The sequence below is a fragment of the Pseudomonas sp. NPDC090203 genome (assembly GCF_044746765.1).
Taxonomy (GTDB): domain Bacteria; phylum Pseudomonadota; class Gammaproteobacteria; order Pseudomonadales; family Pseudomonadaceae; genus Aquipseudomonas; species Aquipseudomonas putida_AD.
The window spans coordinates 222323-246116 of the sequence record NZ_JBIVCV010000003.1 but is presented as its reverse complement, the minus strand read 5'-3'; the positions used below and the strand labels follow the sequence as shown (position 1 = coordinate 246116).

Annotated in this window: 15 protein-coding genes; 11 read left to right on the top strand and 4 right to left on the bottom strand. The window is 62.7% G+C overall.

Annotated elements, in window-relative coordinates:
- Positions 1-132 precede the first annotated feature (132 nt).
- Positions 133-1128, bottom strand: coding sequence for an aldo/keto reductase (locus ACIPO9_RS06625; protein WP_400779521.1), 996 nt, complete (start codon positions 1126-1128; stop codon positions 133-135).
- A 122-nt stretch (positions 1129-1250) separates the two neighbouring features.
- Between ACIPO9_RS06625 and ACIPO9_RS06620 the strand changes: the two genes are divergently transcribed.
- The 8 genes from ACIPO9_RS06620 to ACIPO9_RS06585 all read left to right on the top strand — a co-directional run bounded on the left by ACIPO9_RS06620 (position 1251) and on the right by ACIPO9_RS06585 (position 15134).
- Entirely contained in the window at positions 1251-2180 is a 930-nt protein-coding gene (locus ACIPO9_RS06620; protein WP_400779519.1) for a LysR family transcriptional regulator, read from the top strand.
- A 114-nt stretch (positions 2181-2294) separates the two neighbouring features.
- Entirely contained in the window at positions 2295-2795 is a 501-nt protein-coding gene (gene tpx, locus ACIPO9_RS06615; protein ID WP_274131120.1) for a thiol peroxidase, read from the top strand.
- 194 nt (positions 2796-2989) lie between these two features.
- Positions 2990-4345: an MdtA/MuxA family multidrug efflux RND transporter periplasmic adaptor subunit gene (locus ACIPO9_RS06610; RefSeq protein ID WP_274131148.1), complete on the top strand. Its 1356-nt coding sequence runs from the start codon at positions 2990-2992 to the stop codon at positions 4343-4345.
- On the top strand, positions 4342-7437 hold the full coding sequence (locus ACIPO9_RS06605) for an MdtB/MuxB family multidrug efflux RND transporter permease subunit (RefSeq protein ID WP_400779517.1): 3096 nt from the start codon (positions 4342-4344) through the stop codon (positions 7435-7437). The genes ACIPO9_RS06610 and ACIPO9_RS06605 overlap by 4 nt, the downstream gene beginning before the upstream one ends.
- Positions 7438-7522: 85 nt before the next feature.
- Positions 7523-10630, top strand: coding sequence for an efflux RND transporter permease subunit (locus ACIPO9_RS06600; protein WP_400779515.1), 3108 nt, complete (start codon positions 7523-7525; stop codon positions 10628-10630).
- Positions 10627-12117 carry an efflux transporter outer membrane subunit gene (locus tag ACIPO9_RS06595; protein WP_400779513.1) on the top strand — a complete coding sequence of 497 codons (1491 nt, stop codon included), beginning with the start codon at positions 10627-10629 and terminating at the stop codon, positions 12115-12117. Before ACIPO9_RS06600 ends, ACIPO9_RS06595 begins: the two co-directional genes overlap by 4 nt.
- Before the next feature lie 127 nt (positions 12118-12244).
- Complete coding sequence (locus tag ACIPO9_RS06590) at positions 12245-14335, top strand: bifunctional diguanylate cyclase/phosphodiesterase (RefSeq protein WP_274131116.1); 2091 nt, start codon at positions 12245-12247, stop codon at positions 14333-14335.
- Positions 14336-14387: 52 nt separating this feature from the next.
- A complete protein-coding gene (locus ACIPO9_RS06585) occupies positions 14388-15134 on the top strand; it encodes an SDR family oxidoreductase (protein WP_274131115.1) in 747 nt (248 codons plus the stop codon).
- A 159-nt stretch (positions 15135-15293) separates the two neighbouring features.
- Here the strand turns inward: ACIPO9_RS06585 and mapR are convergent, their stop codons facing one another.
- On the bottom strand, positions 15294-16757 hold the full coding sequence (mapR, locus tag ACIPO9_RS06580; protein WP_274131114.1) for a GntR family transcriptional regulator MpaR: 1464 nt from the start codon (positions 16755-16757) through the stop codon (positions 15294-15296).
- A gap of 202 nt (positions 16758-16959) precedes the next feature.
- Positions 16960-17208 carry a DUF3203 family protein gene (locus tag ACIPO9_RS06575; RefSeq protein WP_400779510.1) on the bottom strand — a complete coding sequence of 83 codons (249 nt, stop codon included), beginning with the start codon at positions 17206-17208 and terminating at the stop codon, positions 16960-16962.
- A gap of 126 nt (positions 17209-17334) precedes the next feature.
- Here ACIPO9_RS06575 and ACIPO9_RS06570 point away from each other — a divergent pair, with 126 nt between their 5' ends.
- A complete protein-coding gene (locus tag ACIPO9_RS06570; RefSeq protein WP_400779508.1) occupies positions 17335-17850 on the top strand; it encodes an MgtC/SapB family protein in 516 nt (171 codons plus the stop codon).
- An 86-nt stretch (positions 17851-17936) separates the two neighbouring features.
- On the opposite strand, the gene ACIPO9_RS06565 is transcribed toward ACIPO9_RS06570, so the two are convergent.
- Positions 17937-18101, bottom strand: a complete 165-nt coding sequence (locus tag ACIPO9_RS06565) for a hypothetical protein (RefSeq protein WP_274131111.1) — start codon at positions 18099-18101, stop codon at positions 17937-17939.
- 319 nt (positions 18102-18420) lie between these two features.
- Between ACIPO9_RS06565 and ACIPO9_RS06560 the strand changes: the two genes are divergently transcribed.
- On the top strand, positions 18421-20457 hold the full coding sequence (locus ACIPO9_RS06560) for an alpha-1,4-glucan--maltose-1-phosphate maltosyltransferase (protein ID WP_400779506.1): 2037 nt from the start codon (positions 18421-18423) through the stop codon (positions 20455-20457).
- Between the two features lie 16 nt (positions 20458-20473).
- Positions 20474-23794 (top strand): maltose alpha-D-glucosyltransferase, encoded by a 3321-nt coding sequence (gene treS, locus ACIPO9_RS06555; protein ID WP_400779504.1) that lies wholly within the window; start codon positions 20474-20476, stop codon positions 23792-23794.

The window sequence follows — 23794 nt, the reverse complement described above, 5'->3', positions numbered from 1 at the left end:
GACGCCATCGCGAGCAAGCTCACTCCTACAGGCGATGCGGTGTGTCAGGTGAGCGATCCGTAGCAGCACGGCTTGCCGGCGGGGGCGATCTTGAGGGCGCTCCCGCCGGCAAGCCGTGCTGCTAAATTTGGTTTACCCGTTGACGAGCCTCAACGCCGCCTCCGGATACCGTCCACCGGCCACCGCGGTCACCGGGAAAAGGTCTTTGAGCGCCTGCAGTTCCGGGCCGCTGAGCTTCACGTCCAGCGCCGCGACGTTCTCTTCCAGGTACTTGCGCTGTTTGGTCCCCGGAATCGGGATCACGTCGTCTCCTTGCGCCAGCACCCACGCCAGCGCCAGCTGCCCGGCAGTGACGCCTTTGTCCCTGGCCAGTTGCTGAACCTTTTCCACCAGCAACAGGTTCTTGCTGAAGTTCTCCCCCTGAAAGCGCGGGCTGCTGCGGCGGTAGTCGTCGGCGGCGAAATCGTCCGGGCTTTTCAGTGTGCCGGTCAGAAACCCACGTCCCAGCGGGCTGTAGGGCACGAAGGCAATCCCCAGGCGGCGACAGGTTTCCAGTAAGCCATTCTCTTCGGGGTCACGGCTCCACAGCGAGTATTCGGTTTGCAGCGCGGCAATCGGATGAACCTTCTGCGCCCGCTCCAGCGTCTTGGCCGAGGCCTCGCTGAGCCCCAGATACCGAACCTTGCCCGCCTTGACCAGATCGGCCAGCGCACCCACCGATTCCTCGATGGCGATGCTCGGGTCGATGCGGTGCTGGTAGTACAGATCCAGTGTGTCGATGTTCAGCCGCTTCAAGGTGCCGTCGATGGCCGCGCGGATATATTCCGGGCTGCCATTGACACCCCGTGCCGCAGCATCGCCCGGGGTGCGCACGATGCCGAATTTGCTGGCGATGAAGGCCTGGTCACGCTTGCCCGCCAGCGCCTTGCCGAGCAGCTCCTCGTTGGTGTGCGGGCCATACATGTCGGCGGTGTCGAACAAGGTGACGCCCAGCTCCAGCGCCCGGTGGATCGTGGCGATGGCCTCACGGGTGTCGGTGCTCGGGGTGTAGAAGTCAGTCATGCCCATGCAGCCAAGGCCTAATGCCGAAACCTGTGGTCCGTTCTTGCCGAGTTGACGCGTTTGCATGTCGAGTTCCTTTTGCGGATTGAAGACCCGCCCATTGTTGCGCCTCGAAAGAATCTTGATAAACCGCCTGAAAATGCTTTCACTATTGGTAATTTCTAAACAATGCCCCGCCGGAGCCCTCAATGGACCGCCTCAATGCCATGCGTGCCTTTACCCGGATCGTCGAACTGGGCGGGTTCGCCAGGGCGGCCGACAGCCTGCACATGCCCCGCGCCTCGGTGACGATCCTGATCAAGCAACTGGAAGCCTATCTGGGCGTGCAACTGCTGCTGCGCACCACGCGGCAGGTCACGCCGACGCTGGACGGGCAGGCCTACTATCAGCGCTGCGTCAGCCTGCTCAATGACCTGGACGACGCCGAATCGGCGTTTTCGTCGGTGGCCCGGCAGCCCCAAGGCGTGTTGCGGGTGGACATGCCCGCAGGCGTTGGCCGACTGATCGTCATGCCTGCGCTGCCGGAGTTCACCGAGCGCTACCCGGGGCTTGAACTGGAAGTGGGCATGAACGACCGCCCGGTGGATCTGATTCGCGAAGGCTTCGATTGCGTGATCCGGGGTGGCCAGCCGCTGGATCATTCCCTGATGGCAAGGCCCCTGGCCCGGATGCGTCAGGTGATCTGCGCCAGTCCCGCCTATCTGGCGCGCACCGGAATGCCGCGAACGCTGGCGGACCTGAGCGGGCATAAGGTCATCGAATACTTTTCTGCGACCACCAATAAACGTTATGGCCTGGAATTCGTCATAGACGGCAGGGATCAGGAAATCAGCCTGGGCAAGACCCTGGCCACCAACAGCGCCGATGGCTATCTGGCCGCCTGCAAGGCCGGGTATGGGCTGGTGCAGACGCCGTACTATCATGCCGCCGGGCCACTGCGCCGGGGCGAACTGGTGGAGGTACTGGCCGACGTGCCGCAGCCGACCCTGGCACTGACCGCGCTGTACCCGGCACACCGGCAGATGTCGCGGCGGGTGAGGGTGTTCGTCGACTGGCTGGTGGAGCTGTGCGCGCGGCCCGGCCTGCTCGACAGGCCCGAACCAGAGCACATTCGCTGACAATAAATTCATGTATAGCGGTAGGTAGGTTACCGGTTTCGTGGTTAACTTCGTTTTTCTGCAACACCCTTGCGGCACCCTCAGAATCGCAACTTCAGAATAAGGACTCAGCTCATGGCTCAAGTGACTCGTCGAGGCTCCCCGGTACAGATCAGCGGCGAACTGCCAAAGGTCGGCAGCAAGGCGCCTGCCTTCAAACTGGTCGGTGGCGATCTGGCTGACGTGACCCTGGAAACCTTTGCCGGCAAGCGCAAAGTGCTGAACATCTTTCCAAGCGTCGATACCCCGACCTGCGCCACTTCCGTGCGCAAGTTCAACGCCCAGGCCAACGATCTGAACAACGCCGTGGTGCTGTGCATTTCCGCTGACCTGCCGTTCGCCCAGGCGCGTTTCTGCGGCGCCGAAGGCCTGGAAAACGTGAAGAACCTGTCGACCATGCGTGGCGCCGACTTCATGGAAAACTACGGCGTTGCCATCGCCGACGGCCCGATGGTCGGCCTGACCACGCGCGCCGTGGTAGTGCTGGACGAAAACGACAACGTCCTGCACAGCGAACTGGTACCGGAGATCGGCCAGGAGCCGAACTACGACGCCGCACTGGCTGTTCTGAAATAAGTTGTCCGTTGCGTATTGGCCGCGTTGTCCGGGCAATACATCGCAACACAAAACGGCCTGACTCGATCAGGCCGTTTTTATTTGCACGTCAGCACCTTACCAAAGTAAGCACTAGGTAAATTGCCGGTAAAGGCCCTTTGCTTGGCACGTATCTATGCTTATTGTTCAGCCTTCCGAAGACGCTCACGCGCACACTGGTTGACTTATTCATGCAATCGTCTGGTCCTCGCAACTCCCGTCGCTGGCTGTTCAGCCTGCTGGTTCTCTTGATCGTCGCAGGCGTCTGCTGGCATTACTGGCCCCGCCTGGGTGGAGAGTCGTCGGCGGGTAAAACCGACGCCACCGCGCAGAAAGGCGAGCAACCACACAAGGGTGCGAGCCGCAGTGGCGGGGCGGGGAAGATGACTGGCCAGCGTCCGGGCTTCGGCGGTTCCACCGGGCCGGTTCCGGTGCGCGTGGCGCCTGCGACCACCGGTGACTTCCCCATCTACTACAAGGCACTGGGCACCGTCACGGCGATGAACACCATCAACGTGCGCAGCCGGGTGGCGGGGGAACTGGTCAAGATCAACTTCCAGGAAGGCCAGCAGGTCAAGGCCGGCGACCTGCTGGCGGTGATCGACCCGCGCAGCTACCAGATCGCCCTGCAACAGGCCGAGGGCACGCTGATGCAGAATCAGGCGCTGCTCAAGAATGCGCAGATCGACGTGCAGCGCTATCGCGACCTCTATAAAGAAGACAGCATCGCCAAGCAGACGCTGGACACCGCCGAATCGCTGGTCGGCCAGTATCAGGGCACCATCAAGACCAACCAGGCAGCCGTGGGCGATGCCAAGCTGAACCTGGATTTCACCCAGATTCGTGCACCGATCTCCGGCCGCATCGGCCTGCGTCAGCTGGACGTTGGCAACCTGGTGGCGGCCAATGACACCACGGCACTGGCGGTCATCACCCAGACCAAACCTATCACCGTCAACTTCACCTTGCCCGAGAAAGACCTGGCCGACGTCATCAGCCACTACCGCAACGGCGACAAGCTGCCGGTGGAAGCCTGGGACCGTGGCGATGTGAAAATGCAGGCACGTGGCGTGCTGGCCAGTATCGACAACCAGATCGACATCACCACCGGCACCCTGAAATTCAAGGCGCGCTTCGAGAACGAAAGCGAATCGCTGTTCCCCAATCAGTTCGTCAACGCGCGCCTGTTGGCCAACACCCTGAAAAACGTTGTGCTGATTCCTTCGGCAGCGGTGCAGTTCGGGGTCAACGGCACTTTCGTTTACGTCATGGACGGCGACAAGAAAGTGCGGATTCGTCAGCTCAAGGCCGGCCCCAGCGATGAAAACTCCACTGTCATCACCGACGGCCTGATCGCCGGTGACCGTGTGGTGCTCGAAGGCACCGACCGCCTCAAAGACGGCAGTGACGTGGAAGTGGTCAACGACAGCAAGGATGTCCCGGCCACCCCCGGCCAGAAGCTGCAGGGCAAGCCTTCCAAGGAATCCGGTGAGTCGGCCGGCGCCGACACCGAGCAGAAAGGCAACGTATGAACCTGTCACGCCTGTTCATCCTCAGGCCCGTCGCCACCACGCTGAGCATGCTGGCCATCGTGCTGGCAGGTTTGATTGCGTACACCCTGTTGCCGGTTTCGGCCTTGCCGCAGGTCGATTACCCGACCATCCGGGTCATGACTCTGTACCCCGGCGCCAGCCCGCAAGTGATGACCAGTGCCGTGACCGCGCCGCTGGAACGCCAGTTCGGGCAGATGCCGGGACTGACCCAGATGGCCTCCACCAGTTCCGGCGGCGCCTCGGTGATTACCCTGCGCTTCAGCCTGGACCTGAACATGGACGTCGCCGAGCAGGAAGTGCAGGCGGCGATCAACGGCGCCACCAACTTGCTGCCCAGCGACTTGCCCGCGCCGCCGACCTATAACAAGGTCAACCCGGCCGATACGCCGGTGCTCACCCTGGCAATCACTTCCAAGACCATGCTGCTGCCCAAGCTCAACGATCTGGTCGATACGCGCATGGCGCAGAAGATCGCCCAGATCAGCGGAGTGGGTATGGTCAGTATCGCCGGTGGCCAGCGCCAGGCGGTGCGGATCAAGGTCAATCCCGAGGCGCTGGCCGCCAACGGCCTGAACCTCTCGGACGTGCGCACGCTGGTCAGCGCCTCCAACGTCAACACCCCCAAGGGCAACTTCGATGGCCCGACCCGGGTCTCGATGCTCGACGCCAACGACCAGCTCAAGTCCCCGGACGAATACGCCAACCTGATCCTGGCCTACGCCAATGGCGGCCCGCTGCGGCTCAAGGACGTGGCACAGATTGCCGACGGTGCGGAAAACGAACGTCTTGCCGCCTGGGCCAACGAGAACCAGGCGGTGCTGCTGAACATCCAGCGCCAGCCGGGGGCCAACGTCATCGAAGTGGTCGACCGGATCAAGGCGCTGTTGCCGAGCATCACCGACAACCTGCCCGCCGGCATCGACGTCACCGTCCTGACCGACCGCACCCAGACCATCCGCGCCTCCGTCAGTGACGTGCAGCACGAGCTGCTGATTTCCATCGTGCTGGTGGTGCTGGTGACCTTCCTGTTTCTGCGCCGCCTGAGCGCGACGATCATTCCTTCGGTGGCCGTGCCGCTGTCGCTGATCGGCACCTTTGGCGTGATGTACCTGGCCGGCTTCTCGGTCAACAACCTGACCCTGATGGCCATGACGGTCGCCACCGGTTTCGTGGTGGATGACGCTATCGTGATGCTGGAGAACATTTCCCGGCATCTGGAGGAGGGCCAGACCCCGCTGCAGGCAGCGCTCAAGGGCGCGAAGCAGATCGGTTTCACCCTGATTTCCTTGACGGTCTCGCTGATCGCGGTACTGATCCCGCTGCTGTTCATGGCCGACGTCGTCGGCCGGCTGTTCCGCGAGTTCGCCATCACCCTGGCAGTGGCGATCCTGATTTCCCTGGTGGTGTCCCTGACCCTGACCCCGATGATGTGCGCGCGGCTGCTCAAGCGCGAGCCCAAGGAAGAAGAGCAGGGCCGGTTCTATCATGCCAGCGGCGTGTGGATCGACTGGCTGATCGGCGCCTACGGCCGCAAGTTGCAGTGGGTGCTCAAGCACCAGCCGCTGACCCTGCTGGTCGCCATCGCCACGCTGGCCATCACGGTTCTGCTGTATCTGGCCGTGCCCAAGGGCTTCTTCCCGGTGCAGGACACCGGGGTGATCCAGGGCATTTCCGAGGCGCCGCAGTCGGTGTCGTTCGCCTCGATGAGCGAGCGGCAACAGGCGCTGGCGAAGATCATCCTGCAGGATCCGGCGGTGGCCAGCCTGTCTTCGTACATCGGCGTGGACGGTGACAACGCGACCCTGAACAGCGGGCGCATGCTCATCAACCTCAAGCCGCACAAGGAGCGCGATCTTTCGGCGACCCAGGTGATCCAGCGCCTGCAGCCCCAGGTCGACCAGCTCTCGGACATCCGCCTGTTCATGCAGCCGGTGCAGGACCTGACCATCGAAGACAGCGTCAGCCGCACCCAGTATCAGTTCAGCATGTCGTCGCCGGATTCGGAGCTGTTGGCCCTGTGGAGCGGCAAGCTGGTCGAAGCACTGGCCCAGCGGCCCGAGCTGAGTGACGTGGCCAGTGACCTGCAGGACAAGGGTTTGCAGGTTTACCTGAACATCGACCGCGATGCGGCCAGCCGCCTGGGCGTCTCGGTGTCCAACATCACCGATGCGCTGTACGACGCCTTCGGCCAGCGCCAGATCTCCACCATCTACACCCAGGCCAGCCAGTACCGCGTGGTGTTGCAAGCTGCGGCGGGCAACGATCTGGGGCCCAAGGCGCTGGAGCAGATTCACGTCAAGACCACCGACGGCGGGCAGGTCAAGCTGTCGAGCCTGGCGCGCATCGAGCAGCGTCAGGCGCAGTTGGCGATTTCCCACATCGGCCAGTTTCCGGCGGTGACCATGTCGTTCAACCTGGCGCCGGGAGTGGCGCTGGGCGAGGCGGTCAAAGTGATTGAGCAGGTGCAGCAGGACATCGGCATGCCGCTCGGTGTGCAGACCCAGTTCCAGGGCGCGGCCGAAGCGTTCCAGGCCTCGCTGTCCAGTACGCTGTTGCTGGTGCTGGCAGCGGTGGTGACCATGTACATCGTGCTGGGGGTGCTCTATGAGAGCTACATCCACCCGATCACCATCCTCTCGACGCTGCCGTCGGCGGCCATCGGTGCCTTGCTGGCGCTGATCCTGAGCGGCAATGACCTGGGCATGATCGCGATCATCGGCATCATCCTGTTGATCGGCATCGTGAAAAAGAACGCGATCATGATGATCGACTTCGCCCTGGACGCCGAACGCAACCGCGGCATCGATCCGCAGACAGCGATCTACGAAGCTGCGCTGCTGCGATTTCGGCCGATCCTGATGACCACCCTTGCAGCGCTGTTCGGCGCCATTCCGCTGATGTTCGCCACAGGCTCCGGCGCAGAACTGCGCCAACCATTGGGCCTGGTAATGGTCGGCGGGTTGTTGGTCAGCCAGGTCCTGACGCTGTTCACCACGCCGGTGATCTACCTGTACTTTGACCGGATGGGGCGCAGGTTCCGTCGCGCCGAAAAGACCGAGGTGGCCGTATGATCGGCACCCCTCATGCGCCGGACCTCAAGCTGACAGGCGGCGCGGCTTCGGCTTGCAGCTTGCGGCTTGTGGCTTGGAGCTGCTCATGAACCTCTCGGCCCCCTTCATCCGCCGCCCGGTGGCGACCATGCTGCTGAGCCTGGCGATCATGCTGCTGGGCGGGCTGAGCTTCGGCTTGCTGCCGGTCTCGCCGCTGCCGAACATGGACTTCCCGGTGATCGTGGTCAGCGCCTCGCTGCCCGGCGCCAGTCCGGAAATCATGGCCTCGAGCGTGGCCACGCCACTGGAGCGGTCCCTGGGCACCATTGCCGGGGTCAACACCATGAGCAGCCGTTCCAGCCAGGGCTCGACGCGGGTGATCCTGCAGTTCGACATGGACCGCGACATCAACGGCGCGGCGCGGGAGGTGCAGGCGGCGATCAACGCTTCGCGCAACCTGTTGCCCAGCGGGATGCGCAGCATGCCGACCTACAAGAAGGTCAACCCGTCCCAGGCGCCGATCATGGTGCTGTCGCTGACTTCCGATGTGCTGGAAAAAGGCCAGCTGTACGACATGGCCTCGACCATCCTGTCCCAGAGCCTGTCCCAGGTGAGCGGCGTGGGCGAGGTGCAGATCGGCGGCAGTTCGCTGCCCGCAGTGCGGGTAGAGCTGGAGCCCAAGTTGCTGGACCAGTACGGCGTGTCGCTGGACGAGGTGCGCACCACGATTTCCGGCTCCAACGTTCGCCGGCCCAAGGGTTTCGTGGAAAACGCCGACCATAACTGGCAGGTGCAGGCCAACGACCAACTGGAAAAGGCCAAGGATTACGAGCCGCTGATCATCCATTACCAGAACGGCGCGGCGCTGCGCCTCAAGGACGTGGCCAAGGTCAAGGACTCAGTGGAAGACCGCTACAACAGCGGCTTCTTCAACAAGGACGCCGCCGTGCTGCTGGTTATCAACCGTCAGGCCGGGGCCAACATCATCGAGACCGTGGCCGCGATCAAGGCGCAGCTTCCTGCGTTGCAGGCGGTGTTGCCCTCCAGCGTGAAACTGGACCTGGCAATGGACCGCTCGCCGGTGATCAAGGCCACCCTGCATGAGGCGGAAATGACCCTGCTGATCGCCGTGGTGCTGGTGATCCTGGTGGTGTTCCTGTTCCTGGGCAACTTCCGCGCCTCGCTGATCCCGACCCTCGCGGTGCCGGTGTCTCTGGTGGGCACGTTCGCTATCATGTACCTGTGCGGTTTCTCCCTGAACAACCTGTCGCTGATGGCGTTGATCCTGGCCACGGGGCTGGTGGTGGACGACGCCATCGTGGTGCTGGAAAACATCTCCCGGCATATCGACGAAGGCGTGCCGCCGATGCAGGCGGCGTATCGCGGTGCGGAGGAGGTGGGCTTCACCCTGCTGTCGATGAACGTGTCGCTGGTGGCGGTGTTCATCTCGATCCTGTTCATGGGCGGGCTGGTGGAAAGCCTGTTCCGCGAGTTCTCCATCACCTTGTCGGTGTCGATCATCGTCTCGCTGGTGTTGTCGCTGACCCTGACCCCGATGCTCTGCGCACGCTGGCTCAAACCCCATGTGCCGGGCACCGAAAATCGCCTGCAACGCTGGAGCCAGCGGGTCAACGACCGCATGGTCGCCGGTTACGACAAAAGCCTGGGCTGGGCCCTGCGTCATCGGCGCCTGACCATTCTCACGCTGCTGCTGACCATCGGCGTCAATATCGCGCTGTACGTGGTGGTGCCCAAGACCTTCCTGCCGCAGCAGGACACCGGGCAATTGATGGGCTTCGTGCGCGGGGATGACGGCCTGTCGTTCTCGGTCATGCAGCCGAAAATGGACGTGTTCCGCAACGCGATTCTCAAGGATCCGGCGGTGCAGAGCGTGGCCGGCTTCATTGGTGGCAACGGTGGTACTGGCAACGCCTTCATCATCGTGCGTCTCAAGCCGATTGCCGAGCGCAAGATCGGCGCCGAACAGGTGGTCGAGCGTCTGCGCAAGGAAATGCCCCAGGTGCCGGGCGGGCGCTTGTTCCTGCAGCCTGACCAGGACCTGCAACTGGGCGGCGGCCGCGAGCAGACCACCTCGCAGTACCAGTACATCCTGCAAAGCGGCGACCTTGAGAGCCTGCGCTACTGGTATCCGAAGGTGGTCACGGCGTTGAAATCCCTCAAGGAACTGACCGCCATCGACGCCCACGACGGCGGCGGCACCCAGCAAGTGACCCTGATCGTCGACCGGGACGCGGCCAAGCGCCTGGGCATCGACATGAATATGGTCACCACGGTGCTCAACAACGCCTACAGCCAGCGCCAGGTCTCGACCATCTACGACCCGCTCAACCAGTACCAGGTGGTGATGGAGGTCAATCCGAAATACGCCCTGGATCCGGTGACCCTGGAGCAGGTGCAGGTCATCACCGCCGACGGTGCGCGGGTGCCGCTGTCGACCATCGCCCATTACGAGCGCAGCCTGGAAGATGACCGGGTCACCCATGACGGGCAGTTTGCCTCGGATAACGTATCGTTCGACCTGGCCGACGGCGTGACCCTGGACCAGGCCACCGCTGCCATCGAGCGCGCTGTGGCGGCAGTCGGCTTGCCCGAAGACGTGATCGCCAAGATGGCCGGCACCGCCGACGCCTTCGCTGCAACGCAGAAGAGCCAGCCATGGATGATTCTCGGGGCGCTGGTGGCGGTCTACCTGGTGCTCGGGATTCTCTATGAAAGCTACATTCACCCGCTGACCATCCTCTCGACGCTGCCGTCTGCCGGTGTCGGCGCGCTGCTGAGCATCTACCTGACCGGCGGGCAATTCAGCCTGATTTCCCTGCTGGGGCTGTTCCTGCTGATTGGCGTGGTGAAAAAGAACGCGATCCTGATGATCGACCTGGCCTTGCAACTGGAACGGGGCAGTGGCATGACACCTCTGGAATCGATCCGCAACGCCTGTCTGCAACGCCTGCGGCCGATCCTGATGACGACCCTGGCGGCAATTCTGGGTGCCGTGCCCTTGCTGCTCAGCAGCGCCGAAGGGGCGGAAATGCGCCGGCCGCTGGGCCTGACCATTATCGGTGGCCTGATTCTCAGCCAGATTCTCACGCTCTACACCACCCCGGTGGTTTACCTTTACCTCGACCGTCTGCGCCATCGCTTCAACAAGTGGCGCGGTGTGCAGACGGATGCCGCTCTGGAAACGCCGCTATGAACATTCGTCTGAACGCCTCTGTGACACAGCGGACCTTGCCATTTCGGCGCATTTTCAGCGTCAGCCTGTGCGCCTTGCTGCTCAGTGCCTGCGCCGTCGGCCCGGACTACAAAAAGCCGGACGCCGCCACCCCCGCGCACTTCAAGCAGGCCGAAGGCTGGACCCAGGCCAACCCCAGCGACGCCATCGCCCGTGGTGCCTGGTGGGAGGTCTATGGCGATGCCCAGCTGAACGGGCTGGTGGAGAAACTCAACACCTCCAACCAGACCATCGCCCAGAACGAGGCGCAGTATCGCCAGGCACTGGCGCTGGTCAAGAGCGCCCGTGGTGCGTTCTTTCCGACCCTGGACCTGACCACCAGCAAGAACCGCTCAAGCCAGGGCACCGGCAGCAGCAGTTCCAGCCTGAGCAGTTCCAGCAGCGGGATTCGCGACACCTACAACGCGCAACTGGGCGTGAGCTGGGAAGCGGACGTCTGGGGCAAATTGCGGCGCGGTCTTGAGGCTGACAAGGCCAGTGCCCAGGCAAGCCTCGCCGACTGGGCGTCGATTCGCCTGAGCCAGCAGTCGCTGCTGGTGCAGAACTACCTGCAACTGCGAGTGATCGATGAGCAGAAACGCCTGCTGGAAGCCACGGTCCAGGCCTACGAGCGGTCGCTCAAACTGACCCAGAACCAGTACCGCGCCGGGATTTCCGGGCGCGACGCCGTGGCCCAGGCACAAACCCAGCTCAAGAGCACCCAGGCCGACCTGATCGATCTGGCCTGGCAGCGAGCGCAGTTCGAGAGTGCCATCGCCGTGGCCATGGGGCTGCCACCTGCGGATTTCAGCCTGGCGCCGACCACCGACATTCCGGCCTTGCCGCAGATTCCGGCGCAACTGCCATCGCAATTGCTGGAGCGTCGCCCCGACATCGCCGCCGCCGAACGGTCGGTGATGGCGGCCAACGCCAATATCGGCGTGGCCAAGGCTGCCTACTACCCCGATCTGACCTTGAGCATGAGCGGCGGCTACAGCAGCAGTACCTTCAGCAACTGGATCAGCCTGCCGAACCGTTTCTGGTCCGTGGGACCGCAACTGGCCATGACCCTGTTCGACGGCGGCCAGCGCTCGGCCGAGGTCGATCGCACGGAGGCGGTGTATGACCAGACCGTGGCCCAGTATCGCCAGACCGTGCTCGACGGCTTCAAGGAAGTCGAGGATTACATGGCGCAATTGCGCGTCTACGAGCAAGAGGCAGGGGTACGCAAAGAGGCACTGGATGCCGCCCGTGAATCGCTGCGCCTGACCAGTAACCAATACAAAGCCGGATTGATTGGCTATCTTGATGTAGTGAACGTACAAACCACTGCATTGAGTAATGAGCGCAGCGTGCTGACATTGCTGCAAAGCCGACTGATTGCCAGCGTCCAGTTGATCGCGGCATTGGGTGGCGGCTGGGATACCGAGACAGATATTGCGCAGGAACCGGCGTTTTCCCGCCGCTGATCATAGGTAGAGGCCTATTGCCATGATTGCGACGGAATAACCGCGACATTCTTGCAGAAACCGGTAGAATCGCCGCCGAATTCCTGGGCTGTCAGAGCCTTTCCTGGTTGAGTTTGAGTCGCGCGCCATGCTGATTGGACACTACACGTTGTCGCTGGTCCTGGTTTCCATCGTGGTGGCTATCCTGGCGTCCTACACCGCCCTGGATCTTGCCGGACGCATCCAGGCATCGCGGGGGCGTTCGCGGCTGATGTGGATCGGCGGCGGTGCGTTGTCCATGGGCATCGGCGTGTGGTCCATGCATTTCATCGGCATGCTGGCGTTCCAGTTGCCTATCGACCTTGGCTTCGACCTCACCCTGACCCTGGTTTCCCTGCTGGTGGCCGTGCTGTCCTCGGGCTTTGCCCTGTGGCTGGTGAGCCATCGCCACGTGCCAGTGTTGCATGTGCTGTTTGGCGCGCTGGCCATGGGCACCGGCATCAGCACCATGCACTACACCGGCATGGCGGCATTGCACATGCAACCGGGCATCGATTACGACCCCACGCTGTTCGTCGCCTCCCTGGTGATTGCCGTGACCGCCTCGGGCGCCGCCCTGTGCATCGCGCTGCGCCTGCGTGGGCAGACACCCCACGTGCAGCTCTGGCGCGGCGGGGCGGCGGTGATCATGGGCTTTGCCATCGTCGGCATGCACTACACCGGCATGGCCGCGGCGAATTTCCCCGAGGGCAGTTTCTGCGGCTCGGCGGTCACCGGCCTGCGCACCGACGGGCTGGACAAACTGGTGCTGGTGACCAGCCTTGCCGTGTTGACCATCACCTTGCTCACCTCGGTGCTGGATGCGCGTCTTGAGGCGCGCACCGCGCAGCTTGCGCACTCGCTGAGCGAGGCCAACCGCGAACTCACTCAACTGGCGCTGCACGACACCCTGACCGGGCTGCCCAACCGCATCCTGCTGGCTGACCGCATTGAGCAGGCCATGCGCAAGGTTGACTCCCAGGGCGGCCTGTTCGCGCTGATGTTCATGGACCTGGACGGCTTCAAGCCGGTCAACGATGCCTTCGGCCATCACGTCGGTGACCTGCTGCTCAAGGAAGTGGCCGCGCGCATGCGCGAGAACTTCCACCGCCACGACACCCTGGCCCGCATCGGCGGCGATGAATTCGTGCTGCTGGTGGAGCTTGAAGAAGTAGACGACGCCACCACCGTCGCTTCGCGCCAGGTGGCGCTGGTGGGCAAGCCGTTCAACGTGCAGGACCACGATCTGCAAGTGACGGTCAGTATCGGTATCAGCCTGTACCCCGGCAACGGCCGCACCCAGCAGGAATTGCTGATGAACGCCGACGCCGCGATGTACCACGCCAAGAGCGCGGGGAAAAACGGCTACAGCTTCTTCGACGCGTCGATGAACACCAACGCACGCAATCAGCTGCAACTGCTGCAGGACTTGCGCGTCGGCCTGCGCGAGGGCCAATTCTGCCTGCATTACCAGCCGAAATTTGCCGCAGGCTCGGGCGCACCGGTGGGCGCCGAGGCCTTGGTGCGCTGGAATCACCCGGAGCACGGGCTGTTGATGCCGGACAAATTCATCGGCCTTGCCGAAAAGACCGGCCTGATCATCAACATTGGCGAGTGGGTGCTCAATGAGGCCTGCCGCCAGATGCGCGTCTGGTATGACGCGGGGTACACCCACTGGCGGATCGCCGTGAACCTGTCGGCGTTGCAGTTCTGCCACGCAGGGCTGGTGAAAACCGTCGCCACTGCGTTATCGGCCCACGGGCTGCCGGCCAACTGCCTGACCCTGGAAATCACCGAAACCACCGCCATGAGCGACGCCGATGCCAGCATGACGGTGCTGCAGAAGCTTTCCGACATGGGGGTGGACCTGTCCATCGACGATTTCGGCACCGGCTATTCGAGCCTGATGTACCTCAAGCGCTTGCCGGCCAACGAGCTGAAGATCGACCGCGGGTTCGTTCGCGAGCTGGAACGCGACAGCGATGATGCGGCGATTGTCTCGGCCATCGTCGCCCTCGGCCAGGCGCTGAACCTGCGCATCGTCGCCGAAGGCGTGGAGACCACCAGCCAGCAGAGCTTCCTGACCCAACTGGGTTGCGACTCGTTGCAAGGCTATCTGCTGGGGCATCCATTGCCAGCGGACCGCTTCATGGCGGATATTAGCGCAGCGCAGAAACGGGTATCCGAGAGCACTCTCTGACGTTTACGTGTGACACCCCTCTAAGAAGCTTGGATTTTTAATCGGAAATTCCATGGATAAAAACCTCCTCATCACTGGCGGCTCCAGAGGTATCGGAGCGGCCACGGCAGTTTTGGCGGCATCACTGGGTTATCGCGTCTGCATCAACTACCTTTCCGATCACGCGGCGGCCGAACGGGTCTGCGGGCAGATTCGCGAAGCGGGCGGCCACGCCATTGCGGTCCAGGCCGACGTCAGTAACGAAGATGAAATCATTCGGCTGTTCTCCCGCGTGGACGCCGACCTTGGGCGCATCACCGCGCTGGTCAACAACGCCGGTACCGTGGGGGAGACGTCTCGGGTCGACACCATGTCCGAGTTCCGCCTGCTCAAGATCATGATGAGCAACGTGGTCGGCCCGATGCTGTGCAGCAAACACGCGCTGTTGCGCATGTTGCCCCGCCATGGCGGGCACGGCGGCAGCATCGTCAACGTGTCCTCGGTAGCGGCGCGGCTGGGCTCGCCTGGCGAATACGTCGACTATGCGGCGTCCAAGGGTGCGCTGGATACCTTCACCATCGGCCTTGCCAAGGAAGTGGCGGGCGAGGGCGTGCGGGTCAATGCGGTGCGTCCGGGGTACATCTTTACCGAGTTCCACACCCTCAGCGGCGACCCGCAGCGGGTCAGCAAGCTGGAGCCGACCATCCCCATGGGCCGCGGCGGGCTGGCCGACGAAGTGGCCGAGGCGATCGTCTGGCTGCTGTCGGACAAGGCGTCGTATTCCACCGGCACCTTCATCGACCTGGGTGGCGGCCGCTGACCACCCGTGCCGCAACTCACATGAACTCGCAGATCCCTGTGGGAGCGGGCTTGCCCGCGAAAGCGTGAGATCAGTCTCCATCATGGTGCCTGACACACCGCTTTCGCGGGCAAGCCCGCTCCCACAGTCGTACGGCGCTCACGCCGGCAAGCCATGCTGCTACGGCGCGGTGTGGCTTCCCATCATCGAGCGGATAATCTTGCCCAGAGTTTCCATCGCCCGCTCGCACGTCTCGTTCCAGGGGCTGCCGTAGTTCAGGCGGATGCAATTCTTGAAGCGGCGGGTGGGTGAGAACATCGGGCCGGGTGCGATGCTGATGCCTTGGGCCAGCGCAATCTGGAACACCTTCAGCGAATCGATCTGCTCCGGCAACTCCAGCCACAGGAAATACCCGCCTGACGGCTGGCTGACCCGCGTCTGCGGCGGGAAGTGCCGGGCCACGGCGCCCAGCATCGCCCGCAACTGATCTTCCAGGCTGTTACGCAGTTTGCGCAGGTGCCGGTCATAACCGCCATGTTGCAGGTAATCGGCAATCGCGGCCTGGGCGGGCATCGAGGCGCACAGCGACGTCATCAGTTTCAGCCGCTCGACCTTCTGCGCATACCGCCCGGCCGCCACCCATCCCACGCGATACCCCGGAGCCAGGCTCTTGGCGAACGACCCGCAATGCAGCACCAGCCCCTCGGTATCAAAGGCTTTGGCAGGCTTGGGCGCGTTCTGCCCGTAATATAGTTCTGCGTAGACATCGTCTTCGATCAGCGGCACCTGATGCCGGCGCAGCAACTCCACCAGGTCCCGCTTGCGGTCCTGAGAGACGGTCGCCCCGGTAGGGTTCTGAAAGCTGGTCATGCTCCAGCAGGCCTTGACCGGATGGCGTTGCAGGGTCTGCTCCAGCACGGCCAGGTCGATCCCCGTCTGCGGATGCACCGGAATTTCCACCGCCTTGAGTTTCAAACGCTCCAGCACCTGAAGGCAGGCGTAAAAGGCCGGGGCTTCGATGGCCACCAGATCACCGGGCTCGGTCACGGCCTGCAGGCACAGGTTCAAAGCTTCCAGTGCACCATTGGTGATCAGCAATTCCTCCATGGGCAACACTTGTCCGGCGACCATGTACCGCAGCGCAATCTGCCTACGCAGCACCGGATTGCCCGGCGACAAGTCGCTGACCACCATGCTCGGGTCCATGTCCCGGGTGGCGCTGGCCAGGGAGCGCGCCAGGCGTTGCAGCGGGAACAGCCCGGCGCTGGGGAATGCCGAGCCGAACGGAACAGTGTTCGGATCCTTGATCGATTCAAGCACGGAAAACACCAGCTCACTGACATCCACTTCGGTGCTTTCACTCACCTGATTCGCCGGCAGAGCCTCTGGGACTGCGGGTATTTCAAAGCGCTGGCTGGCGATACTTTCATTGACGAAGCTGTCGTTGACGAAGTACCCCGAGCGGGGCCGCGCCCGAATCAGGCCGCGCCGTTCCAGCAGGTAATAGGCCTGGAACACCGTGGACGGGCTGATCCCGTGGGTCTGGCTGGCATAACGCACCGAAGGCACGCGCTGGCCGGCGGCGAGCACGCCGGAACGGATCATTTCGGCGATGTCGTCGGCAAACTTTTCATAACGCTTCATGGAGGGCTCGCGAATATTCGGTGCAGATGAGCACGGAATATGCGCGTCAGACTGTTTTCAGTACAGATGCAGTTTGCCGATCTAATTGCATATCAGATTGCGCATTTCCCGTAGCAGCACGGCTTGCCGGCGGGAGCGGTGTGTCTGTGACGAATATGCCGTCTGACACAACGCTCCCGCCGGCAAGCCGTGCTGCTACGTTTCAAATGACCGGGGAATCCTCACCCGGCTCGACACCAATGGTGTGATGCCGCAGATCCTTGGCCTTGTACACCGTCAATGCATCCGCTTCTGCCTCGGTGATCGGCACCTGCTTGCCGCCGATGTCAGCCTGGGACATGTGGGTCGCGTCGTTGGTGGTAATCACCACATCCACCACCGCGCTGCGGTATTGCGCGCCGTCTATGTAGGCGGAGCAATATTCATGGGTACTGTCGAATTCCAGAGGCATGGTCGCGCTCCTTCAAGGTGTATCTAGGTGCGACTGCCAGGGTTTTGCATCGTTTCCGGATTCCGACCGCCAGCACTCCTGACGCTGGATGCGGTCCATTCTTCAACGGCATCAGAAGGAATGGCGATGAATACCTGGTGGCAAGAAGTCGTCGACACGTTGCAATCCGAGTTCTCGGACATTACTGATGCCAAACAGCTCACCCAGGTGGTGGTGCGTCTGGTAATCGCGGCAGTGCTGGGTGGCATTCTCGGCTTCGAGCGCGAACACAAGGGCAAGGCTGCCGGGGTGCGAACACACATGCTGGTGTGCATGGGCGCGGCGCTGTTCGTGCTGGTGCCTCGGCTGGCCGGTGCCGATGATGCAGCGTTAAGTCGTGTGGTGCAGGGCCTTGTTGCAGGGATCGGCTTTCTAGGGGCGGGCACCATTCTCAAGGGCCAGAAACTCGACACCGCCCAGGTCAAGGGACTGACCACGGCCGCTGGCCTGTGGATGACTGCAGCCATCGGCATCGCCGCAGGCATGGGACGGGAAATGACAGCGGTGGTAAGCACCGTTTTGGCGCTGGGGATCTTCAGTCTGGTGCCGTTGATTACCGATCGGTTCGAGCCGCCGCAGGACAGGGATTCACATCAACCTTGAGATCGCCACCGCCCCGTAGCAGCCAGGCTTGCCCGCGGGGCGATTCCAGATGCGCCCCGCCGGCAAGCCGTGCTGCTACACCACGCTCACTCCCACAACACCGCAGGCGGCTCCTGGCTGGGCGGATCGCCCTTGGGCGGTTCGATCACCGGCGGCATGGTCGGTGGCGGCGGCTCCTCGGGTTTGGGCACCGGCAATTCGGGGTCATCGATGTTCGGGTCGGGCGTTTCTGCGGGAATGGGAATGTTCATTGCTTCACCTTCCTGAGAGCGCAGGTTTGAACAGGCGGGAATACCGGATTTCAGCGCGCTTGCAGGGTTCGACAGCGGGTCTGTTTGAAGATTTCCGGCGATTTGCACGTGCTTTTCGATCCTGCGGCTAAGCTGGGCAACGGATCGAATTTTTGCGTCGCAAGCTCTTTGAACTTTTCCCCAAGGCAGGCTTCGGAACCTATGCGGCCAATTCCGGGCGGGTTCAGTCCGGTGGCCTTCCTTTACGTATCAAGGATTGGATGTCGATGGAAAGGACTCTTAACAAGGAGCGTCCCTGGGGCGTGAGGAGTGATGCTCGATGAATGTGACTGCTGATCAGCCATATGGCCCGGATTCTCTGGCCACCGATGTTCCCCACCCAACCCAGCCTTTACCCCTGACTCAGGCCTTGCAGCTGCCGCGTATCGTCATTGAAGACACGCAGCCGGTGATCGAGGCCGGCACGCTGGCGGCCAAGGCGATCATCGGCCAGCCTGTGACCGTGACCAGCAAGGTGTTTGCCGACGGCCACGACAAGATGTCGGTGCGCATTCGCTATCGTGCGGCAGACGAGCAGGACTGGCACAAGGCGCCGATGCGCGACCTGGGCAACGACAGCTGGATCGGCGAGTTCACGCCCACCAGCGTCAGCCGCTACCTGTTCCGCCTGGAAGCCTGGATCGACCTGTTCGCCAGTTATCGCTACGAGCTGGAGAAAAAATACGCAGCCGGTGTGCCCATCGGTCTGGAACTGGAAGAAGGGCGCCTGCACCTGGTGCATGCCGCCGAGCGCAGCCAGCATGAATTGCGTGGGCAGATCGACAGCCTGTTGCAGCGTCTGGGCGAAAATACCGACCATGAAGCGCAGGTGGCCTTGCTGCTCAACAGCGAAACTGCCGCGATCATGTCCCATGCCGACAACCACGCGTTCCTGAGCCGCAGCCTGGAATTCCCGCTGGACGTCGAGCGTGAGCTGGCCCAGTTCGCCAGCTGGTATGAGCTGTTTCCGCGCTCGATCACCGACGACAAGCAGCGCCACGGCACTTTCAACGACGTGCACAGCCGCCTGCCGATGATTCGCGACATGGGCTTCGACGTGCTGTATTTTCCGCCGATTCACCCCATCGGCCGCGCGCACCGCAAAGGCCCGAACAACTCCCTGAAGGCCGGTCCTGACGATCCGGGCAGCCCATATGCCATCGGCAGTGCCGACGGCGGCCATGAAGCGATTCATCCGCAACTGGGCAGCCGGGAAGACTTCCGCAATCTGGTCAAGGCCGCTGCCGACCACGGGCTGGAAATCGCCCTGGACTTCGCCATCCAGTGCTCCCAGGACCACCTCTGGCTCAAGGAACATCCGGGCTGGTTCTCGTGGCGCCCGGACGGCACGATTCGTTACGCCGAAAACCCGCCGAAGAAATATCAGGACATCGTTAACGTCGATTTCTACGCGCCGGATGCAATTCCCAGCCTGTGGCTCGAGCTGCGCGACGTGGTGCTGGGTTGGGTGGAAGAGGGCGTGAAGATCTTCCGCGTCGACAACCCGCACACCAAGCCGTTGCCATTCTGGCAATGGATGATTGCGGACGTGCGCGCCCAGCATCCGGACGTGATGTTCCTCGCCGAGGCGTTCACCAAGCCCGCGATGATGGCCCGCCTGGGCAAGGTCGGTTACTCCCAGAGCTACACCTATTTCACCTGGCGCAACACCAAGGCCGAGCTGGCCGAGTACTTCACCCAGTTGAACCAGACGCCGTGGCGCGAGTGCTACCGGCCGAACTTCTTCGTCAACACCCCGGACATCAACCCCTACTTCCTCCATGACTCGGGCCGCGCGGGATTCCTGATTCGGGCGGCGCTGGCGACCATGGGCTCGGGCCTGTGGGGCATGTATTCGGGCTTCGAACTCTGCGAGTCGGCGCCGGTTCCGGGCAAGGAGGAGTACCTGGATTCGGAGAAATACGAGATCCGTCCAAGGGACTTCACCGCGCCCGGCAACATCATCGCCGAGATCGCCCAGCTCAACCGTATCCGTCGGCAGAACCTGGCGCTGCAGACTCACCTGGGCTTGCGGATCTACAACGCCTGGAACGACAACATCCTGTTCTTCGGCAAGCGCAGTCATGACGGCAGCAACTTCGTGCTGGTAGCCGTCAGCCTCGATCCGCACAACGCGCAAGAGGCGCACTTCGAGCTGCCGCTGTGGGAAATGGGCCTGCCCGATGATGCCGCAACCTTTGGCGAGGACCTGATGACCGGCCACTCCTGGACCTGGTACGGGAAAACCCAGTGGATGCGCATCGACCCTTCCTATCAGCCGTTTGGCATCTGGCGAATCAAAGCCACACACCAATAACAGGACGCGAGTGGCCATGGCGAAGAAAACCCGGAACGCAGCCTTCATCGACGATCCGCTCTGGTACAAGGATGCGGTGATTTACCAGGTACATGTGAAGTCGTACTTCGACTCCAACGACGACGGGATCGGCGACTTTCCCGGCCTGATCGCCAAGCTGGACTACATCGCCCAGCTTGGCGTCAACACCATCTGGCTGTTGCCGTTCTACCCGTCACCGCGGCGCGACGATGGCTACGACATCGCCGATTACCGTGGCATCCACACCGATTACGGGACGATGGCCGACGCGAAGAAATTCATCGCCGAGGCGCACAAGCGTGGGCTGCGGGTCATCACCGAGCTGGTCATCAACCACACTTCGGACCAGCACCCGTGGTTCCAGCGGGCGCGACATGCGAAGAAGGGTTCCAAGGCCCGGGATTTCTACGTCTGGTCCGATGACGATCAGAAGTACGACGGCACGCGGATCATCTTCCTCGATACCGAGAAATCCAACTGGACCTGGGACCCGGTCGCCGGGCAGTACTTCTGGCACCGTTTCTACTCCCATCAGCCGGACCTGAACTTCGACAACCCGCAGGTGATGAAGGCGGTGCTGGAGGTGATGCGCTACTGGCTGGACATGGGCATCGACGGCCTGCGCCTGGACGCCATTCCGTACCTGATCGAACGCGACGGCACCAACAACGAGAACCTGCAAGAAACCCACAACGTCCTCAAGCAGATTCGTGCCGAAATCGACGCCAATTACCCTGACCGCATGCTGCTGGCCGAGGCCAATCAGTGGCCCGAGGACACCCAGCTGTATTTCGGCGATCGCAAGGGCAAGGACGGCGACGAATGCCACATGGCGTTTCACTTTCCGCTGATGCCGCGCATGTACATGGCCGTGGCTCAGGAAGACCGCTTTCCGATCACCGACATCCTGCGCCAGACCCCGGAAATCCCGGAAAACTGCCAATGGGCGATTTTCCTGCGCAACCACGATGAGCTGACCCTGGAAATGGTCACCGACCGTGAGCGCGACTATCTGTGGAACTACTACGCCGCCGACCGTCGTGCGCGCATCAACCTCGGCATCCGTCGACGATTGGCGCCGCTGCTCGAACGCGACCGGCGCCGCGTGGAGCTCCTCAACAGCATGTTGTTGTCCATGCCAGGCACGCCGACCCTGTATTACGGCGACGAAATCGGCATGGGTGACAACATTTATCTCGGCGACCGCGACGGCGTACGCACGCCCATGCAGTGGTCCATCGACCGTAACGGCGGGTTCTCCCGGGCCAATCCGGCAAGCCTGGTGCTGCCGCCGATCATGGACCCGCTGTACGGCTTTCAGTCGGTCAACGTCGAGTCCCAGGATCAGGACCCTCATTCGCTGCTGAACTGGACGCGACGCATGCTCGCCGTGCGCAAGCAGCAGAAGGCCTTCGGGCGCGGCACGCTGAAAATGCTCTCGCCCAGCAACCGCCGGATCCTGGCCTACACCCGTGAATACACAGGGCCCGACGGCAAGACCGAAATCATCCTGTGCGTCGCCAACGTTTCGGCGGCGTCCCAGGCTGCCGAACTCGAGCTGTCCCATTACGCCGGCACGGTGCCGGTGGAGATGCTCGGCGGCAGCGCCTTCCCACCCATTGGCCAGCTCAATTACCTGCTGACGTTGCCTCCTTACGGCTTCTACTGGTTCTTGCTGGCCGCGGAGAATCAGATGCCCAGTTGGCACGTCGAGCCGGCCCAGAGCATGCCGGACTTCCCGACCCTGGTGCTCAAGCAGCGCCTGGAAGAATTGCTCGAAGAACCCCTGCGCCAGACCATGGAGCAGACCTCGCTGTCGGTCTACCTGCCCAAGCGCCGCTGGTTCGCGGGCAAGGGCACGGCCATCGACAAGGTGCACATTGCCTACGCGGTGCGCTTCGGCACCACCCAGCGGCCGGTGCTGCTGAGCGAGATAGAAGTTTCCGCAGGCGGCGAAGTCGCCCGTTATCAGTTGCCGTTCGGCTTTCTCGCCGAAGACGATTTCAGCAGCGCCTTGCCCCAGCAACTGGCGCTGGCGAGGGTGCGTCGCGGGCGGCAGGTCGGGCTTATTACCGATGCCTTCACCCTTGAGCCGTTCATTCGCGCGGTGATCGCGGGCATGCAACAGCAGACCGTCCTGCCCACCGGCGACGGCGAACTGCGCTTCCAGCAGACCTCGCAACTGGCGCCGCTGGGACTCAACGACGAGTCCGAAGTGCGCTACCTGTCGGCCGAACAATCCAACAGTTCGGTGGTGGTCGGCAGCAGCCTGGTGCTGAAAATGATTCGCCGGGTCAGTGCCGGTACCCACCCTGAACTGGAAATGGGTGCCTACCTGACCGAAGCCGGCTATGCGCACATCTCACCGCTGCTGGGCGCCGTGGTGCGGGTCGATAATGAAGGCCAGAGCAATCTGCTGATGATCGCCCAAGGGTATCTGAGCAACCAGGGCGATGCCTGGGAGTGGACGCAGAACAACCTGGAACGCGCCGTGCGTGACGAAATGGCCCACGGGCGCTCGGACCTTGAACAACACTCCAATGCATTGATCGAGCTCAAGGATTTTGCCGCGCTGTTGGGGCAACGTCTGGGCGAAATGCACGTGGTGCTCAGCGCGCCGACCGACAACCCGGATTTCAAGACCGAAGTCACCTCGGTCAAGGACGCCCAGGCCTCGGCGAAAAGCGTCTCGGCCCAGGTCGAGCGGGCGTTGGGGCTGCTTGAGCAGCATCGCGATTCGCTGGAGGCGGACGATCAGCAACTGGTCGGCGAATTGCTCGGCCAGCGCAAGGCGCTGCTTGCACAGGTCCAGACGCTGGCCAAACAATCGGTCGGCGGGCTGCGCATGCGCGTCCACGGCGACCTGCACCTTGGGCAGATGCTGGTGGTCAAGGGTGATGCCTATCTGATTGATTTCGAGGGCGAACCTGCCCGGCCGCTGGAGGAACGACGGGCCAAATACAGCCCGTTCAAAGATGTCAGCGGCGTGTTGCGATCTTTCGACTACGCTGGCGCCATGGCCATGCGAAATGCGCTGGCGGCCGACACATCGCCCGCCGCCAATGCTGCGCGCGAACAGGTCGCACAGATCTATCTACAACAGGCGCGGGAAGCGTTCCTCGGTGGCTACAACACAGCCACCGCCGACGTCGCCCACGCCTGGAAGGATGCCACGGGAGAGGCCGCTGCACTGGCGTTGTTCACCCTGGAAAAAGCCGCTTATGAAGTGGCCTACGAGGCCGAGAATCGGCCGACCTGGTTGTCGGTACCGCTTCAAGGCTTGCGCGGGCTGTTGAACTTGTCTGATGGAGAATGA

Coding starts and splice junctions, on each gene's coding strand:
- mapR (WP_274131114.1), bottom strand. CDS start 16,757: ATGAAGCGTTATGAAAAGTTTGCCGACGACATCGCCGAAATGATCCGT.
- ACIPO9_RS06560 (WP_400779506.1), top strand. CDS start 18,421: ATGAATGTGACTGCTGATCAGCCATATGGCCCGGATTCTCTGGCCACC.
- ACIPO9_RS06625 (WP_400779521.1), bottom strand. CDS start 1,128: ATGCAAACGCGTCAACTCGGCAAGAACGGACCACAGGTTTCGGCATTA.
- ACIPO9_RS06600 (WP_400779515.1), top strand. CDS start 7,523: ATGAACCTCTCGGCCCCCTTCATCCGCCGCCCGGTGGCGACCATGCTG.
- ACIPO9_RS06570 (WP_400779508.1), top strand. CDS start 17,335: ATGAATACCTGGTGGCAAGAAGTCGTCGACACGTTGCAATCCGAGTTC.
- ACIPO9_RS06595 (WP_400779513.1), top strand. CDS start 10,627: ATGAACATTCGTCTGAACGCCTCTGTGACACAGCGGACCTTGCCATTT.
- ACIPO9_RS06585 (WP_274131115.1), top strand. CDS start 14,388: ATGGATAAAAACCTCCTCATCACTGGCGGCTCCAGAGGTATCGGAGCG.
- ACIPO9_RS06575 (WP_400779510.1), bottom strand. CDS start 17,208: ATGCCTCTGGAATTCGACAGTACCCATGAATATTGCTCCGCCTACATA.
- treS (WP_400779504.1), top strand. CDS start 20,474: ATGGCGAAGAAAACCCGGAACGCAGCCTTCATCGACGATCCGCTCTGG.
- ACIPO9_RS06605 (WP_400779517.1), top strand. CDS start 4,342: ATGAACCTGTCACGCCTGTTCATCCTCAGGCCCGTCGCCACCACGCTG.
- ACIPO9_RS06590 (WP_274131116.1), top strand. CDS start 12,245: ATGCTGATTGGACACTACACGTTGTCGCTGGTCCTGGTTTCCATCGTG.
- ACIPO9_RS06565 (WP_274131111.1), bottom strand. CDS start 18,101: ATGAACATTCCCATTCCCGCAGAAACGCCCGACCCGAACATCGATGAC.
- ACIPO9_RS06620 (WP_400779519.1), top strand. CDS start 1,251: ATGGACCGCCTCAATGCCATGCGTGCCTTTACCCGGATCGTCGAACTG.
- tpx (WP_274131120.1), top strand. CDS start 2,295: ATGGCTCAAGTGACTCGTCGAGGCTCCCCGGTACAGATCAGCGGCGAA.